General features: G+C 72.7%; 11 protein-coding genes. 4 read left to right on the forward strand and 7 right to left on the reverse strand.

Annotated features, from left to right (window positions below):
* Nucleotides 1-231: 231 nt before the first annotated feature.
* A complete protein-coding gene (locus tag FGW37_RS05545; protein WP_246430725.1) occupies nucleotides 232-561 on the forward strand; it encodes a DUF779 domain-containing protein in 330 nt (109 codons plus the stop codon).
* Between the two features lie 48 nt (nucleotides 562-609).
* Here FGW37_RS05545 and FGW37_RS05550 read toward each other — a convergent pair whose 3' ends face one another.
* The 4 genes from FGW37_RS05550 to FGW37_RS05565 form a co-directional block, all read right to left on the reverse strand.
* Complete coding sequence (locus tag FGW37_RS05550) at nucleotides 610-2817, reverse strand: putative bifunctional diguanylate cyclase/phosphodiesterase (RefSeq protein WP_179084524.1); 2208 nt, start codon at nucleotides 2815-2817, stop codon at nucleotides 610-612.
* Between the two features lie 503 nt (nucleotides 2818-3320).
* Nucleotides 3321-4145 carry an SAM-dependent methyltransferase gene (locus tag FGW37_RS05555; protein ID WP_179080043.1) on the reverse strand — a complete coding sequence of 275 codons (825 nt, stop codon included), beginning with the start codon at nucleotides 4143-4145 and terminating at the stop codon, nucleotides 3321-3323.
* 256 nt (nucleotides 4146-4401) lie between these two features.
* Entirely contained in the window at nucleotides 4402-5151 is a 750-nt protein-coding gene (locus FGW37_RS05560; protein ID WP_179080044.1) for a GNAT family N-acetyltransferase, read from the reverse strand.
* A gap of 72 nt (nucleotides 5152-5223) precedes the next feature.
* Nucleotides 5224-6636 carry a peptidase C39 family protein gene (locus FGW37_RS05565; RefSeq protein WP_179080045.1) on the reverse strand — a complete coding sequence of 471 codons (1413 nt, stop codon included), beginning with the start codon at nucleotides 6634-6636 and terminating at the stop codon, nucleotides 5224-5226.
* 275 nt (nucleotides 6637-6911) lie between these two features.
* On the opposite strand from FGW37_RS05565, the gene FGW37_RS05570 reads away from it, so the two are divergent.
* Entirely contained in the window at nucleotides 6912-7538 is a 627-nt protein-coding gene (locus tag FGW37_RS05570) for a uridine kinase family protein (RefSeq protein ID WP_425506482.1), read from the forward strand.
* Nucleotides 7539-8009: 471 nt separating this feature from the next.
* On the forward strand, nucleotides 8010-9932 hold the full coding sequence (locus tag FGW37_RS05575; protein WP_179080046.1) for an AAA family ATPase: 1923 nt from the start codon (nucleotides 8010-8012) through the stop codon (nucleotides 9930-9932).
* A gap of 53 nt (nucleotides 9933-9985) precedes the next feature.
* Here FGW37_RS05575 and FGW37_RS05580 read toward each other — a convergent pair whose 3' ends face one another.
* Nucleotides 9986-11395, reverse strand: a complete 1410-nt coding sequence (locus tag FGW37_RS05580) for a uracil-xanthine permease family protein (protein WP_179080047.1) — start codon at nucleotides 11393-11395, stop codon at nucleotides 9986-9988.
* 267 nt (nucleotides 11396-11662) lie between these two features.
* Here FGW37_RS05580 and FGW37_RS05585 point away from each other — a divergent pair, with 267 nt between their 5' ends.
* Nucleotides 11663-12184, forward strand: a complete 522-nt coding sequence (locus FGW37_RS05585) for a hypothetical protein (RefSeq protein WP_179080048.1) — start codon at nucleotides 11663-11665, stop codon at nucleotides 12182-12184.
* 143 nt (nucleotides 12185-12327) lie between these two features.
* On the opposite strand, the gene FGW37_RS05590 is transcribed toward FGW37_RS05585, so the two are convergent.
* Together FGW37_RS05590 and FGW37_RS05595 are read right to left on the reverse strand one after the other, a co-directional pair.
* Nucleotides 12328-13575 carry an MFS transporter gene (locus FGW37_RS05590; protein WP_179080049.1) on the reverse strand — a complete coding sequence of 416 codons (1248 nt, stop codon included), beginning with the start codon at nucleotides 13573-13575 and terminating at the stop codon, nucleotides 12328-12330.
* 103 nt (nucleotides 13576-13678) lie between these two features.
* Nucleotides 13679-15997 (reverse strand): chitinase C-terminal domain-containing protein, encoded by a 2319-nt coding sequence (locus tag FGW37_RS05595; protein ID WP_425506636.1) that lies wholly within the window; start codon nucleotides 15995-15997, stop codon nucleotides 13679-13681.
* Between the last annotated feature and the right edge of the window lie 412 nt (nucleotides 15998-16409).

Consider the following 16409-nt stretch of genomic DNA (forward strand, 5'->3'; position numbering starts at 1 on the left):
CCCGCCCGTTGCCCTGTCCGTTGCCCTGTCCGCTCCGCACACCTCTGGCAGACGGGAGCCGATCGGGGCAGGCTGTGCACTCCGACGGAAGCCCGATGGAAACCCGACGGACAAGGGAGATCAACGGTGAGTCCGAGTCCGCAGAAGACCGGCCGCCCTGACGGCGGCCCCGAAGGCAACCCCGAAGCCCCCCTCTCGCGTGTCGCCCTCACCCCCGCCGCAGCCCGCCTCCTGCGCCTGTTGCGCGAGCGCCACGGCCCCCTGATGTTCCACCAGTCCGGCGGCTGCTGCGACGGCAGTTCGCCGATGTGCTACCCGGAGGGCGAGTTCCGTACGGGCGGCTCGGACGTCCTGCTCGCCGAGCTGACGGTGGAGGGCGTCGCGGAACCGGTCGGCTTCTGGATGTCCGCCGACCAGTTCGAGCGCTGGCGCCACACCCACCTCACCGTGGACGTGGTGCCCGGCCGCGGCAGCGGCTTCTCCCTCGAAGCTCCCGAAGGGCAGCGCTTCCTGCTGCGGTCACGCCTCCTGACGGACTACGAGGCCCAGCAGCTCGGCTGACGGGCGGAAATCCCCGTACGGCACGTACGCCTACGATGGCACGTACGCCTACGACGCCGCGTCCACCAGCGACAGCGTGTGCAGCCGCTCCGGCGGGCCCGGCCGCGCGTAGTACCAGCCCTGGGCGGTATCGCACCCCAGCACCCGCAGGTGCTCCGCCTGCGTGCCCGTCTCCACCCCTTCGACCGTCACCGACAGGTCGAGGGTGTGGGCGAGCGAGACGATCCCCTCGACGATCTTCACGTCGACGGGGTCGGCCGGCGCGCGCTGCATCCCGCGGGTGAAGGAGCGGTCCAGCTTGAGCGTGCTGACGGGGAGTCTGCGCAGGTAGGAGAGGTTGGAGTAGCCGGTGCCGAAGTCGTCCAGGGCGATGTCCACGCCCAGGTCGGCGAGCTGGCGCAGCGGGCGCAGCTCCTCCTCGTCGGCCCCGATGAGGGCGTTCTCGGTGACCTCCAGGCACAGGGCCGACGGGTCCAGGCCGGAGCTGTCGAGGACGGCCACCGTGTCGGCGACGAGGGAGGGGTGGCGCAGCTGCGCGGGCGAGAGGTTGACGTTGACCCGCATCGGGCCCTCGCACGTGCCCTCGGCCCGCCAGGCGCGCGCCTGCCGTGCGGCTTCCTGCAGCACCCAGCGCCCCAGGGGCACGATCAGGCCGGTGCTCTCGGCGAGCGGGATGAACTGGTCCGGTCCCAGGACGCCGTGGACGGGGTGCAGCCAGCGTACGAGCGCCTCCGCGCCCCGCACCGTGCCGTCGTGGAGCCGGACGAGCGGCTGGTACTCGATGAAGAACTCGCCGTTGTCGAGCGCCGCCGGAAGGCAGTTGGTCAGGTCGTGCCGGGCGATGGCGCGGGCGTCGGAGTCCGCGTCGGCGAGCTCGTAGCGGTTCCCGCCCGCGGCCTTGGCACGGTACATGGTGATGTCCGCGCTGCGCAGCACCTCCGCGGCGCCGCTCTCGCCGGACGCGCCGTCCACGATGCCGATGCTGGCCCGTACGGACAGGTCCCGGCCGTCGAGGCGTACGGGCTCGGCGAGCGCGGACAGCATCCGGCGGGCGAGGGCGGTCGCGTCCTCCTGCGCGGTGGGGCCGGTCAGCAGGGCCACGAACTCGTCGCCGCCGAGGCGGGCGACGAGCTCCGCGGGCTCCTCGGCGCACGAGCGCAGCCGCTCGGCCACGGCGACGAGCAGCCGGTCGCCCACGGCGTGGCCCAGGCTGTCGTTGACGGCCTTGAAGCCGTCGAGGTCGAGGTAGCAGACGCCGAAGCGGTCCTCGCCCCCGCCGGGGGCCAGGGCCCGGTCGAGCCGCTCGAAGAACAGCGTGCGGTTGGGCAGGCCGGTGAGGGCGTCGTGCGTGGCCTCGTAGCGCAGCTGCTCGTGCAGCAGGCGGCGCTCGGTGATGTCCTCCAGGAGCGCGAGCTGGTACTGGGGGCGGCCGTGTGCGTCGCGCAGCAGGGCGACGGACAGGTCGGTCCACAGCACGCTGCCGTCGCCGCGGTAGTACGCCTTCTCGACGCGGTAGTAGTCGCGCTCGCCGCGGACGAGTTCGCTGTAGAGGCCCCAGACGTCGGGCGAGTCGTCGGGGTGGACCATTTCGCCGACGTTCCGGCCGGTGACCTCGGCGGCGTTGGTGCCGAACATGCGGCTGAGGGCGTCGTTGACGTCCATGATGCGGCCGTCGACGTCCGCTATCCCGACGCCGATGGCGGCGCCCTCGAACACGGCGCGGAACCGCTCCTCGCTGGTGTGCAGCGCCCGCTCCGTCTCGGCCTGTGCGGCGAGGGCGGCGCGCGAGAGGGCCTCCTGCTCGGCGAGGGTCCGCTCGCGCAGGGCGCGGGCGAAACCGGCGGCGACGGTGTGCTGCAGGCGCGAGCAGCGGGCGCGGGCCTCCTCGCCCGACAGGTTCCGGTCCGGCGGGCAGTACAGGACGAGGTACGAGTCGACCGCGCCCAGGATCAGCGACAGGGCATCCGGGTCGGTGCAGTGCGCGCGGACGAGCGCGACGCCGACCTCGGCGGCAGGCTCGGGGTCGAAGGGCTGCGAGCGGAGCGCGCTACGGAGGATGGCGGCGAGCGGGACGAGGTGGTCCTCGAACTCGGCGCGGGTCATGGAGGTGGCCGTCGCGGGGTAGACGGCCCGGCTCCAGACGGCGGCGAAGCGGCGGAGGGCGTCCTGCCCGGAGGGCGGGGGCTCGGGAGGCAGAGGCTCGGACGGCAGAGGCTGGGATGGCGCCTGCCCGGACGCGGGGTGGGCGGAGGACATCCGGCCGCGCGCCCGGCCGGCGGCCTCCGGGGCGGACCCTTCCCGGCCGAAGCCCGGGCCTCCGCCGTCCGGCCTCCGAACGTCGCGGTCCATCTGGGCATGGGCGTTGCGCGCCCACGACTTGCCCGGACCGCCCGGACCATCCATCCCGGGCGCACCTTCCGGGATCACGCCCCGGTCGCGGTCACCGTCCCGGCCGCCGGTCCCGTCCCCGCCGCCGGTCCCGTCCCGGTCGCCGGTCCCGTCGCCGTCCCGCCCGCAACGGCCCGCCACTCTGCTCTCGGCCGCCGTGTCCAGTGGCGACAACGCCCCGCTCCCGATACCCACCCCGACCTCGGTTCCGCTTCCGCTTTCGATTCCGTTTCTGATTCCGCTTGCGCCCTCGGTCCCGGCCTCGCTCCCCCCGCGAGGCCTTGTGACTTCTGCCCCGGCAGGGCCACCGGTAACCGGCCCCGCCGTTCCGTCTCCGGATCCGCTCGGCTTCTTGCCGCGCGGCTTTCGGGTCATGGCTTGCGCCCCACGCCGGCGAAGCCGACATACATGGCGGGGTCGTCGTCCGCTCCGCCGGCGCCCTCCACCGGGTCGGGCCGCCAGTCCGGCATGGCCACGAGTCCCGGCTCGACCATCTCGAAGCCGTCGAAGAAGCGCGCCACTTCCGGGCGCGAGCGCATCAGCAGCGGCGAGCCCACGTTGCGGTAGACGCCCTGCACTCCCTGCCCCTCCTCCGGCTTGATCGGACCGGTTTCGGTCGTCGCATGCGTGAGGACGAGCAGGCTCCCCGGCGCGAGCGCGTCGCGCAGCTCGGCCACCGCCGCCCACGGGTCATCCTGGTCCTCCACGAAGTGGAGGACGGCCACGAGCAGCAGTGCGACCGGCCGGTCCAGGTCGAGGAGCCTGCCGACCTCGTCACTGGTCAGGATGTCATGAGGCTTGCGGAGGTCCGCGGGCAGGACGGCGGAGCGCGGGTCGCCCTCCAGGACGGCCCGGCTGTGGGCGACGGCGACGGGGTCGTGGTCGACGTAGACGACGTGCGAGCGCGGGTCCGCCGCCTGGGCTATCTCGTGGACGTTGCCGAAGGTCGGGATGCCCGAGCCGATGTCGAGGAACTGGGTGACGCCCGCGCCGACGGCGTGGCGCACGGCGCGCCGCATGAAGGCCCGGTTCGCCTGCATGATCTTCGGCAGCCCGGGAAAGGCCTCCATGGCCCGCCGGCCGGCCTCCCGGTCGACCTCGAAGTTGTGCGAGCCGCCCAGGTAGTAGTCGTAGATCCGGGACACGCTCGGCACGGACGGGTCGATGCCCTGGGGGGCCCAGGTGGGACGCTCCATCAGTCTCTTGCTCCAGCTCGTCTCGGGGACATGTGAGCAGAGGCTACTGATCGTTCGTTCGAATGGAAGCGGCAAGCGGAAATCGGCGATCCGCATTGAGCTGTCATTCACCCTCGTCCGCACGGCGTCGATCATGCCAATAGCCGATCATGCCAACAAATGACCCGGAGGGGAAATATGTCCGGATGCCGTCCCGGGAGCGCTCCCGGCAGTCCTCGCGGAAGCGCTCCCCGGACGGCCCGCGGCCGACGCCGCGTCAGCCCCGCGGCTCCCGCCACATCGGCCACATCCGCGGCCCGCCGTCCGGCAGGTCGATGGGCGTACCGGTGAGGACGAAGCCGAGGCGCTCGTAGAGCCCCCTGCTCCGGGCGTTGCTCGCCTCCAGGTAGGCGGGCATGCCCTCCTCGTCGCACCGGTCGAGGACGGCCGTCAGGAGCGCCCTGCCCCGGCCCTCGCCGCGCCGGCCGGGAGCGGCGACGATGGTCGGCAGGTAGTAGTGCGCGCGGTCCCCGGGGTGGGCGGCCTCCGTCAGTTCGGCGACGATCCGGGCACGGTCGTTCTCGGGATCCGCCATCGCCAGCAGCTCGCTGATCTCGTCGTCAGCCTGACCCTCGTCAGCCTGACCCTCGTCACCCTGATCCTCGTCACCGCCGGCGCCCTCACCCGCACCGCCACCGGCATCCACCCGCACCGGTATCCACAGCGCCGCCGCCGACAGGTCGTCCGCCACGTCGACCCACCCGTCGCGCAGCGCCGCGTCCAGGAACACCCCGAAGAACGCGGGGTGGACGGCGCGGCGGTGCGCCTCGTCCGGGAAGACCCAGCCGCTGACGGGGTCCTCCATGAAGGACTCCCCCAGCAGCAGGCTGATCGCGTCCCGCTCCTCCGGCCGGGCCCTGCGGATCTCCGGCACGACGGTGGTGGCGGCAGCGGCCTCAGGGTCGGCAGGGGCCGCGGTGGCGGCCGTGGGATCGGGAGCGGCAGCGGTTCTCTGATGCACAGTCATGGTTCCTTCCGTACGGCGTACGACGCACACGTCTGTCCGCGCCCGATCGTACGGAGGTTCCCCCTCCGCCCGTCAGCGGATCCCCAGCTCCCGCAGCACCCGCCGCTGCCGCTCCTCCGGCTGCACGGGGAAGTAGAGGTAGCAGACGCCGCCGGAGCCGCTCTTGACCTGCCCTTGGGCGTTGTAGCGCTTGGTCCGGAGCCAGATGTTCTCGAACTGGCGGCGCTTGTAGACCCGCCGGACCGCCTCGTTCGACGGGCTCGCCGGGTCGTTGGCGACCACGTCGCCCTGCCGGGTGAATCCGACGACGCACATCAGGTGGCCGGCCGTGCCGTAGCCCGCCCCGTCGAGTTCGGAGGCGAGGAAGGACTGGGAGGTGATGACGGGGATCCGCGCGCGGATCAGCTTCTCGACGTCGCCGAGCGAGCGCAGCCGGGTGACCACCGCCTGCACGTCGCGGTACGTCGCCGCGTAGGCCGCGTTGAAGGGCCAGTTGCCGCACCCCTTGTACTGGTAGTCGTAGGTGAAGCGGGCGGCGTGGCAGACCTGGGGGTCGGCGTAGCCGGGGTTGACCCATGCGAGCTCCTCGGCGGTGGGCACCCGGCCCCAGTACGCGAGGATCATCTGCGAGGAGGTCGGGCTGCACCAGGCCTCCCCGCCGTTGTCGTACTCCGGGTACTGCCCCTTGTGGATCTCCTGCGAGTAGCGCGGCACGCGCAGTTCGTGTCCCGCGCCGCTCCCCGGCGCGGAGGCGGGCACGGTGAAGCGGTCGGGCACGTCCGAACCCATCGCGCCGAGCCGCCACACGGTGGGCGTGAGGCGGCTGCCGGCCCTGCGGTAGAGGGTCAGGCGCAGTTCGTACGAGGCGATGCGCAGGCCCGAGGCCGGGTCGTCGACGGCGAGGGTGTCGGTGGAGACGTTGCTGCGGCCGTCGCCCTGGCCGTCGACGGACGTGCGGCGGATGTCACCGGGGCCGTCACCGGCCGTCCAGCGGCCCATGACGTACCAGGGGGTCCGGGTGCGGTCGGTGTAGGTGCCGCGCACCTCCGTCTGGATCCAGGTGCCGGCGGGCGCGTGGGCGTTCCAGGAGGCGATGACCTCGCTCGCGGGGACGGGAGGGGTACGGACCGGTGCGGTCCAGGTGGCGTACTCCCACGAGGCCTTGGTGCCGGTGTGCGGGTCGGCGTACTCCAGCGTGCCGGCCGGCCGGTCGAGGACCAGGCCGTCGCGCCGCCCGGTACGGATGCGGGTGCCGTCGGCGGTGCCGCGCCGCCAGTCGTCGGCGGAGGTCCAGGCGTGGTAGTCGACGGCTGCGCTCCCGGAGACGGAGGAAACGGAGGAAGGAGAAGAGGAAGGAGAAAGGGACACGGGGCCGGACGAGGCCTGCGAGGAGGCGGCCGGGAAGGACGCGGCCGCCGCGGCGCCCAGGGCTGCGGCGAGCACGGTACGGCGCGGGGTGGGTCTGCTGGGCATGCTGCTGGACATGGCGCTGGTCCCCCAGTCGTCTGCGGTGTGCGGATGGAAGTGCTGCGAAGGGAAGCACTGCGGATGGAAGTACTGGTGTGATGAGCGTGCGGATGCATTGCGCATGAGGCGCACGCACGGGCTCCGCGCGCCGTGCGCCAGTGATTCCCCGTCCTGTCGGTCCCGATACCGGCAGGAGGAGGGAAGGACCGTCACGGCCGTCACGGCCGTCAACCCCGCATCACCCGCCTCCCACCATGGAGTGGTCCACTCCGCGCTCCCCCTAGGCTGGTCCGGTGAATGCTCCGCTCCGCAACGGCCCGGCCTCCTTCGACGACCTCGCCCCCTGGCTGCTGACGCGGCCTCCGTCCCTCGGCCCCGTCCGCCTGGTGGCCGTCGACGGGCACGCGGGGTCCGGGAAGACCACCTTCAGCGGACGGCTCGCGGCGGCCCTCGGCGGCGCGCCCGTACTGCATCTGGATGATCTCGCGACGCACGAGGAGCTGTTCGGGTGGACCGGGCGGCTGCGCGAGCAGGTGCTCGATCCCCTCGGCCGCGGGGAGACGGCGCACTTCCGGGCGTACGACTGGGTGGCCCGCCGGTTCGCCGGTGAGCGGGAGATCGGGCCGGAGCCGGTGGTGCTGGTGGAGGGCGTCGGCGCGGGACGCCGGGCGCTGCGGCCCCATCTCACGTGTCTGCTGTGGATGGAGTTGCCTCATGAGCACTCCTGGGAAAGGGGTCAACTCCGTGACGGCGCAGAGCTGTCCGATTTCTGGGACGGCTGGATGCGGGCGGAGCACGAGCATTTCGCCGCCGATCCGACGCGCCCGTACGCAGAACTGCTGATTCTTCAGCGCGGAGGGGGGTACGAGGTGCTGCCGGGGCCGCGCAAAACGACCACAACCCCGCCCGGACGCACCTGATCGTCACACTCCGTGAGCAACGCCGGGCGGTCCGCCCGGTCTCGCGGTCCGATCCCCGCCGACTGCGCCAACTCCGCTTGACCGACGGGGCGTACAGGACTTACGTTCTCATTGTGCGGCCGGTCGAGGCCGCCCGCGGACGCGAAGCCCCCGGTTGTTCCCCCGTGATCGGGGGCTTCGTACCACTCGGTATTCTCCTTTTGGGCACTTCGCCCCTCCGATCCCGTCACCCTGGGTGACCATCCCCCGGAGCGCTCCGGTGACCGCCGGGGATCGCTTTTCCGCCGCGAAGGGCAGTGCGGCACCCTTCGGCCCGGGCCAACGGCGCAGGTACGATGCGACTCGGTGCCCCTATCGGCGGGTGCACCGGCACACACTGGTCAACTCCCGTCCACAGCACAGCGGTTCGGCAAGGCGCGCCTGGCACTCGCCGGGCAGCACGCTACGGGGGCACGGTTTGTGGGGGACGTGATGGATTTCGGCATGCAGGGCCCACCCGCCCCGGCCGATCTCGCCTGGCTGCGCGCCGTCGACGCCTACACCATGGGCGCGTACGCACAGGCCGAGGAGGAGTTCCGGGCGGCGGTCCGGGTGGACCCCGGCATGGCCGACGCATGGCTGGGCCTGCACGCGCTGCGTGCGGACACCACCACCGCGCTGCTGCGCATGTACCGCCACCGGGACCGGTTCGGCGAGCAGCGCACGCGCCACCGGCGCACCCTTAACTCCTGGTACTGGCTGGGCTGGTGGGTCCAGCCCGTCCTGGAGACCGGCCGGGACCTGCTGCTCGCGCACGCCTCGCACTGGCTCGACGGCCGGCACGTCCCCGAGCTGGACCGGGCCCTGGCCGGCTGCCCGCCCGTCGAGACCGACCCCCAGGCCCGCTTCCTGCACGCCTGCCGCGCCTACCTCGTCAAGGACTGGGAGCAGCTCGTCCGGCACACCGAGCCGCTGCTGGACGATCCCCTGCTCGGCATCGAGGCCGGGCTGTTCGGCGGCATGGCCCGGGTACGGCTGGAGATGTACGGGCAGGCCGAGCCGCTGCTGGCCTCGGCGCTGATGCGCTGCCGCAGCGAGCAGCCCCAGCGCAAGGAGCTGCGCTACTGGCTCGCGCGCGCCCACGAGGGCACCGGCCGCAGCGCCGCCGCGCTCCCCCTGTACCGGGCCGTGCACCGCGTCGACCCGTCGTTCATGGACACCTCGGCCCGGCTCACCGCCATCGCCGACGGCGACGGCCTCGACGACGGCCTGGGCCTCGCCCCGGTGCCGCTCGGCGGGCCCGGCGAGGAGCCGGCCGGGCCGGTCCCGCCCGCCGCCTCCGCCGACGCGCCCGCCGCCGTCCCGGACGCCCTCGACGGGACGGACGTGCTGACGGGCACGGATCCGGAGCCCGCCGGCACCCTGCAGACGGACGCCGGGCCCGACGACGTACGCCGCAAGGCGCGCGTTCCCGCCCAGCCCGCCGGCAAGCCGCTGCCCGGCCCCTCCGACCCGGTCCTGCTGGCCAAGGCCCTCGCGGAGCTGGAGCGGATGGTCGGCCTGGAGCCCGTCAAACGGCAGGTGCGGGCGCTCTCCGCCCAGCTGCACATGGCCCGGCTGCGGGCCGGCCAGGGGCTGCCGGTGCAGCCCCCCAAGCGCCACTTCGTCTTCTCCGGCCCCTCGGGCACCGGCAAGACCACCGTCGCCCGGATCCTCGGCCGGGTCTTCTACGCCCTCGGGCTGCTCGGCGGCGACCACTTGGTCGAGGCCCAGCGCGCCGACCTGGTCGGCGAGTTCCTGGGCCAGACGGCAGTGAAGGCCAATGAGCTGATCGACTCCGCGCTCGGCGGGGTGCTCTTCGTGGACGAGGCGTACAGCCTGTCCAACTCCGGCTACTCCAAGGGCGACGCCTACGGGGACGAGGCCTTGCAGGTGCTCCTCAAACGCGCGGAGGACAACCGCGACCGCCTCGTGGTGATCCTCGCCGGCTATCCCGAGGGCATGGACCGGCTGCTGGCCACCAACCCCGGCCTCGGCTCCCGCTTCACCACCCGCGTCGACTTCCCCAGCTACCGCCCCTCCGAACTCACCAGCATCGGCGAGGTGCTGGCCGCCGAGAACGGCGACGGCTGGGACGAGGAGGCCCTGGAGGAGCTGCGCAGCATCAGTGGGCACGTCGTCGCCCAGGGCTGGATCGACGAGCTGGGCAACGGCCGCTTCCTGCGCACCCTGTACGAGAAGAGCTGCGCGTACCGCGACCTGCGGCTGTCCGGCTACCCGGGCACCCCGACCCGCGACGACCTGGCCACGCTGCGCCTGCCGGACCTGATGCAGGCCTACGGGGAGGTGCTGTCGGGGCCCGGCTGGGGCGCCCGGCGCGACGGGTCTCGCGACCCTCAGGACCCGTCAACGTAACGGCTTCGGCCGCCCGCCTTCCGCCGGACCCTCACCGCTGTGGCGCATCACCGTTACCCCGCGTCCTTCTCCCCCGCGGCAGCGGACTCCGCCTGGGCGTCGTAGCTGCTCGTCCCCTCGTCCAGCAGGGGCTCCTGCGTCTTGAGGTGGGCCGGGGCCAGGGCGCGCAGGACGTGGTAGCCGGAGAGGACCACGATCGTGCCCAGGGCGATGCCGCTCAGCTCGAAGTTGTCGCTGATCTTCAGGCTGACGCCGCCGATGCCGATGATGACGCCCGCGGCGACGGGCACCAGGTGCAGCGGGTTGCGCAGGTCGACCTTGTTGTGGACCCAGATCTGCGCACCGAGCAGGCCGATCATGCCGTAGAGGATGACGGTGATGCCGCCCAGCACGCCCCCGGGGATCGCGGCGACGACGGCGCCGAACTTCGGGCAGACGCCGAAGAGGAGGGCGAAGCCGGCCGCGGCCCAGTAGGCGGCGGTGGAGTAGACGCGGGTGGCCGCCATCACGCCGATGTTCTCGGAGTACGTGGTGTTGGCGGGGCCGCCGACGGCGGTGGAGAGCATCGTCGCCACGCCGTCCGCGGAGATCGCGGTGCCCAGCTGGTCGTCCAGCCGGTCGCCGGTCATCTCGCCGACGGCCTTGACGTGGCCCGCGTTCTCGGCGATCAGCGCGATGACGACCGGCAGCGCCACCAGGGCGGCGGACCAGCCGAAGCTCGGGGCGTGCAGCGACGGCAGGCCGATCCAGTCGGCCTTGGAGACCCCGGACAGGTCCAGGCGCCAGTGATCGACGGCCTCGGGGCCGCCGTTCACCGAGTGGATCTTGCCGAAGAGGCGGTCGAAGAGCCACGAGATCGCATAGCCGAAGACCAGGCCGAGGAAGATCGCGACGCGCGACCAGAAGCCGCGCAGGCACACCACGGCGAGGCCGGTGAAGAGCATCGTCAGCAGTGCCGTCCACTGGTCCTGCGGCCAGTACGTGCGGGCCGTGACCGGCGCCAGGTTGAAGCCGATCAGCATGACCACGGCACCCGTGACCACCGGCGGCATCGCCGCGTGAATGATCTTCGCGCCGAACTTCTGTACGACCAGGCCGCTCAGCAGGAGCGCCGCACCCACCACGAAGATCGCGCCGGTGACGGCCGCGCTGCCGCCGCCCTGCGCCCGGATGATCGCGGCGACGCCGACGAAGGACAGGCTGCACCCCAGATAGCTGGGCACCCGGCCGCGCGTCGCGAGGAGGAACAGGACCGTGGCGACGCCCGACATCATGATCGCGAGGTTGGGGTCCAGGCCCATGAGGACCGGAGCCACGAAGGACGCACCGAACATGGCGACCACGTGCTGCGCGCCGAGACCGGCGGTCCGCGGCCACGAGAGCCGCTCGTCGGGCCGGACGACGGCCCCAGGGGCGGGGGTGCGCCCGTCACCGTGCAGGGTCCAGCGCACGCCGAGGCCCATGGAAGCTCCCGAAAGGTCATGTGAGGGGGGGGTGATGATCCGGTTCATGCTAAGCCGGGCCGGACGGTGCTCCGGTCCACGCGGCCCTCTCCGCCGATCCCCCGGCCCGTCCGCCGGCCCTCCCGGCCCGTCCGCCGCCGCGGGGATTTGCTGCAACCGGCGCAATCAGTCGCCCGTAGGACTGTATGACCGTCCTCCCATGCTGTTCTCCGCTCTACGCACGGTATCGGTGCCAATGTCCGGTTCCTGCAACTCAGGAGAAAACATATGCGTAAGCTCGCCGGCCGCGCCGCGGCCGCTGCCATCATCGCCGCAGTCGCGATCGTCCCGGCCGCCGGAGTGGCTCAGGCCGCCCCCGCCACGCCGGCCGTCGCCTTCCACGACGACGACCACGACCGTGACGGCCGCGACCACGGCCGCGACAACGGACGTGACCACGGCCGGGACCACGGCCGCGACAACGGCCGCGACCACGACCACGGCCGCGACCACCACAACGGTGGCTGGGGCGGCCACCACGACCACAACGGCTGGGGCGGCGGCCACCACCACAACGGCTGGGGTGGCGGCCACCACAACGGCTGGGGCGGCGGCCACCACCGCGACCACGACTGCGACCACGGCTGGGGCTGGGACGACTGGGGCTGGGGCGGCTGGGGCGGCGGCCACCACCGCGGCGGCCACGGCGGCTGGGACGACGACTGCCACCGCAGCTGCGGCTGGGGCGGCCACCACGGCGGCTGGGGCGGCTGGGGCGGCGGCTGGGGCATCCTCGGCGGCATCCTCTAGTCACACCTGCTCCTCATCACCACGGCGCGGGCCGTGGCGACGGACCTCACCGGTCCGCCGCCCGGCCCGTCCGGGATTTCCCTCCCCGGCCCCGGGGTCCGCAGCCCCGCGATCCGGGGATGCGGACCCCGGGGCCGGGTCGCTCACTCGGCCCTCGACCGCTCCCCCGGCGCCTTCCCCTTCCTCTTCCCCTTCGCCGCCGTGCGCTCCGGGTCCCGGGCCCGCAGCACGCCCGCCCCGGCCACCAGCCCCGCCGCCAGGACGGTGACCAGGCCGAACGACGTCACCAGCGAACTGGCGTCCGCGATCTGGCCGATGGCGGCCGGAGCCACGAGCCCCGAGGTGTAGGTGATCGTGGCGACGCCCGCGATCGACTGGCTCGGCGCGGGCCCGCTGCGCCCCGCCGCCGCGAAGGCCAGCGGGACCACCACGGCGATGCCCACGCCGATCAGCGCGAACCCGGCGATGGCGGACGGCGCGCCCGAGGCCGTCACCACCAGCACCCCGCCGGCCGTGGCCAGCACCCCGCTCGCCCGCACGGTCCGCACGGGGCCGAAGCGCCGCACGACCGGGTCCCCGGCGAACCGGGCGAGAGCCATCGTGCAGGAGAACGCCGTGGTGCAGGCGGCGGCGACGCCGGGGCCGGAGCCGATGACGTCACGGAGGTAGACCGCCGACCAGTCCAGGCTCGCGCCCTCCGCGAAGACCGCGCAGAAACCCACCGCGCCGATGACGAGCGCCGACCGCGGGGGCAGGGCGAACCGGGGCGGCGGGTGCTCGTCGGCGGCGGTGCGCAGGTCGAGCACCCAGTGGCAGGCCACCGCACCGAGCACGGCCAGCACCGCGGCAGCGATGCCCAGGTGGACCCGGGCGTCGAGGTCCGCGTGGGCGGCGGCGGCACCGGCCGCTGACCCCGCGAGCGCGCCCGCGCTCCACATCCCGTGCAGGCCCGACATGATCGAGCGGCCCAGCCGCTCCTCGGTCTCCACGCCGAGCGCGTTCATGGCGACGTCCGCCATCCCGGCCGTCGCCCCGTAGACGGCCAGCGCCCCGCAGAGCGCGAGCAGCCCCGGCGAGAGCGCGGGCAGGGCCACGGAGGCGCACCACAGGGCTATCAGGGCGCGCAGCGCGGCCCGGGAGCCGAAGCGGTGGCTGATGCGGCCCGCGAGCGGCATGGCGCACGAGGAACCGATGGCGGGGAGGACGAGCGCGAGGCCCAGCTCGCCCGAGCCGAGGTCCAAGTGGCTCTGGATCCAGGGGATGCGGGTGGCGAAGCTGCCGGTGACCGCGCCGTGGACGGCGAACACCGCGGCCACGGCGAACCGTGCGCGGCGCAGCCGGCCGTCGGTGCGGTCCGTGATCCCGCCGCCGGTCCGGTCTGTGGCGTCCATGGCGCCTCATCCTCCCGGACGGGGCCCGCGCGGGTCGACCCCGCCACGGGCCCCGGACGCGGACCGCGGGACACGAACCGCGGACGCCGGCCGCGGCACGGGCTCAGCAGGCGCCCGCGTCCTGCCACACCCCCCATTCGCCGGTCGTGCCGGGCTCGTCGCCCTGGGTCCACCACCGGGCCTTCCAGGAGTGGGACTTCCAGGAGACGGTGGCTCCGCCGTTGTAGACGGCCGCCTTGTCCCACTGGGGCGCGGTGCAGGTGCCGCCGGTGGGTTTGCCTGTGGGGGTGCCGGTCGGCGTCCCCGTCGGGGTGGGCGTGGGGCCGCCGGGGTCGACGACGGTCGTGCCGCGGGCGTGGTCTCCGGCGAGGGCGTACGTCTTGCCGCCGAAGCTCACGCTCCAGTTGGACGGGGTCGACACCGGCAGGTAGTAGACGAAGTCGAGGTCCGCCGAGGCGCCGGGCGCGAGCGGCTGGGAGGCGGGGAGCTTCACGGAGACCCGGTTGTAGTCGCCCTTGAGGCCGCCGATGTTGTTGCCTGCGGTGTGGTCGCTGCGGACGACCTTCAGCCCCCAGCCCGACTGGTCCTTGGCGTTCCCGGGTGCGGAATTGGCGTAGTCGAACTGGAATTCCGTGCCGCCGGGGAGGGTGGCCTTGGTCCGGTTGGTGATGCGGATCTTCGGGTTGATCGGGTAGTTGCTGTCGCCGAGCGGGAAATTCGTGAAGCTCACGTCCACGTCGAGGGCCTGGGCGGGCAGCTCGGTGGTCGCCCGGCGGGCGCCGTAGGCGGGGGCGGCCTTGAATGCGTCGTACATCGCGGTGGTGAGGGTGGTGCCCGGTTCGTACTGCCCCTTGGCGGCGTTCCAGCCGTAGTCGCCGGCGAGTTCCCAGACCATGGTCCCGCCGAGGCCCTTGTCGACGACGTACTGGGCCTTGGCCTTCACCGACTGCTCGTCCTCGGTGGACAGGAAGACCTTCTTCTCCGCGTTCCACAGCCAGGGCGCGGTCAGACCCGTGTCGTAGTTGCGGGCGTAGGTGCCGGTGAGCTTGGTGCCGGCGGGGAAGCCGTACTTCCCGGCGTAGTCCCCGACGACGCCCTTCTCCAGGTTCTTCGCGTGCCACATCGGATTGGAGCCGGCCGGGGACTCCTTGCCGTCGTCGTCCTTGTCGTGCCAGAGGTTGTCGATGCCGACGGCGCCGTCGCCGCAGGTGGTGAGCCCGGAGCCGGCCGGGCAGGAGGTGGTCTTCGCGGTGCCCCACAGGCCGTTCGTGCCACCGGTGACGTTCTTCCAGCCGCGCGTGTAGTAGGGCAGCCCGAGGTTGATCCGGCCCGCGGGCATCGATCCGCGGACGTAGTGGTAGGCCCAGTCGCCGTTGAGGTAGCCGATCCCGCCGTACTGGGCGGTGGTGTAGACGCCCCACTTGGCGAGCTCGGCGTCCTTCCCGTCGTCGTAGAGTGCGGCATTGGGCCCGACGAATTCGTTCCAGGCGCCGTGCAGGTCGTACGACATCACGTTGACGTAGTCCAGGTACTTCGTGGTCTGGTACGTCTCCATGCCGCGCAGCAGGTATCCGGAGGAGGGTGCGGCGACGGAGAGGAGGTAGTGCTTTCCGTCCGCCGCCCCGGCCCGGTCGAGCTTTTCGCGGAGGGTCTTCATCAGCGCCGCGTAGCCCTTGTTCAGGCCGCCGCGCCGGGCGTTGGCGAGCGCCCAGTCCTTGGGGTTCCCGGCGTCCTTCATCGACGTGGGGTATTCATAGTCGATGTCGACGCCGTTGAATCCGTATTTCTTGACGAAAGCGACGGCCGAATCGGCGAAGGTGTCGATCCCGGCCTGGTTGACCGAGCCGTCGGCGTTGGTCGCCGTCTTGTAGAAGCCGCCGGAGCCGACGCGCTGGCCGTTCTCGTCGATGTAGCCGCCGGTCTCGGCCCAGCCGCCCACCGAGATGAGGGTCTTCACCCGGGGGTGCTGCTTCTTGTACTTGTTCAGCAGGTTGAAGTGGCCCTTGTAGGGCAGGTCCGGGTCCATTTCGGCGCCGGGAACGCCCGGCCAGGTCATGCCGGTCGCGGGGTTGTTCGCGCCGTCCGCGCCGACGGAGATCTTGTCGTCGGGGCCGACATGCGCGAAGGCGTAGTTGAGGTGGGTGACCTTGTCCCAGGGGATGTCGGGGGCGAGGTAGGCGGGGGTGCCGTCCTTGCCGGTGCGCCAGCCCGTGAAGTAGCCGATGACGCGGCGCTGGTGGTCGGCGCCCATCTTCTCGCGGCCGGCGGAGTCGTAGACGGAGCAGTAGGGGACGTCGGTCCCGGGGGTGGTGTAGAGGCCGTCGGGGCGGCAGGCGGTGTGGTCCTCAGCGTGTGAGGTGGTCGCCGACACCGTGCCGATCAGCAGCCCGGCCAGGGCGGTGCCGACGGCGGCGACGGTGATCCCGCGGCGGGCGCGGGGGCCGGTACAGGATCTCTCCCGGCGCTCCCGGTTCTCTCGGAACAACACGATCAGGTCCTCCAGGTGGGGTGCCCGGCACGGCCGGGCGGGCGGGGGGTGAGCGTCGTGCTGTGGCCCGCCGGTGTGCGCCCACCGGCGGGCCGTACTCCTCGGAGGTGTGGCAGAGGTTAAGAGGACTAGACCAGTGCGTCAATAGGTACGGACCAAGTCCGGGAAGGGGCGGAATCCGGAGCCCGACGCTCCGCCGCAAGGCCGCCGCACGGGACCCGGCGGCCTTCCCGCCCGTTTGCCACCCGGCGTGTCCAGTGCGTCACATCGCCGTGGACACCGCGCCACCGCCCGGCGTACGCTCGGTCCCGTCGACCAGCGGTTTTGAGAAGCCGCAGGCCGTACG

Origin of the sequence: Streptomyces rectiverticillatus, assembly GCF_013394065.1 — a bacterium.
GTDB classification, from domain to species: Bacteria; Actinomycetota; Actinomycetes; order Streptomycetales; family Streptomycetaceae; genus Streptomyces; species Streptomyces rectiverticillatus.

Bases quoted from the DNA above. Each gene is read 5' to 3' on its own strand.
- FGW37_RS05550 (WP_179084524.1), bottom strand. From the start codon at position 2,817: ATGTCCTCCGCCCACCCCGCGTCCGGGCAGGCGCCATCCCAGCCTCTG.
- FGW37_RS05555 (WP_179080043.1), bottom strand. From the start codon at position 4,145: ATGGAGCGTCCCACCTGGGCCCCCCAGGGCATCGACCCGTCCGTGCCG.
- FGW37_RS05560 (WP_179080044.1), bottom strand. From the start codon at position 5,151: ATGACTGTGCATCAGAGAACCGCTGCCGCTCCCGATCCCACGGCCGCC.
- FGW37_RS05565 (WP_179080045.1), bottom strand. From the start codon at position 6,636: ATGTCCAGCAGCATGCCCAGCAGACCCACCCCGCGCCGTACCGTGCTC.
- FGW37_RS05575 (WP_179080046.1), top strand. From the start codon at position 8,010: ATGGATTTCGGCATGCAGGGCCCACCCGCCCCGGCCGATCTCGCCTGG.
- FGW37_RS05580 (WP_179080047.1), bottom strand. From the start codon at position 11,395: ATGGGCCTCGGCGTGCGCTGGACCCTGCACGGTGACGGGCGCACCCCC.
- FGW37_RS05585 (WP_179080048.1), top strand. From the start codon at position 11,663: ATGCGTAAGCTCGCCGGCCGCGCCGCGGCCGCTGCCATCATCGCCGCA.
- FGW37_RS05590 (WP_179080049.1), bottom strand. From the start codon at position 13,575: ATGGACGCCACAGACCGGACCGGCGGCGGGATCACGGACCGCACCGAC.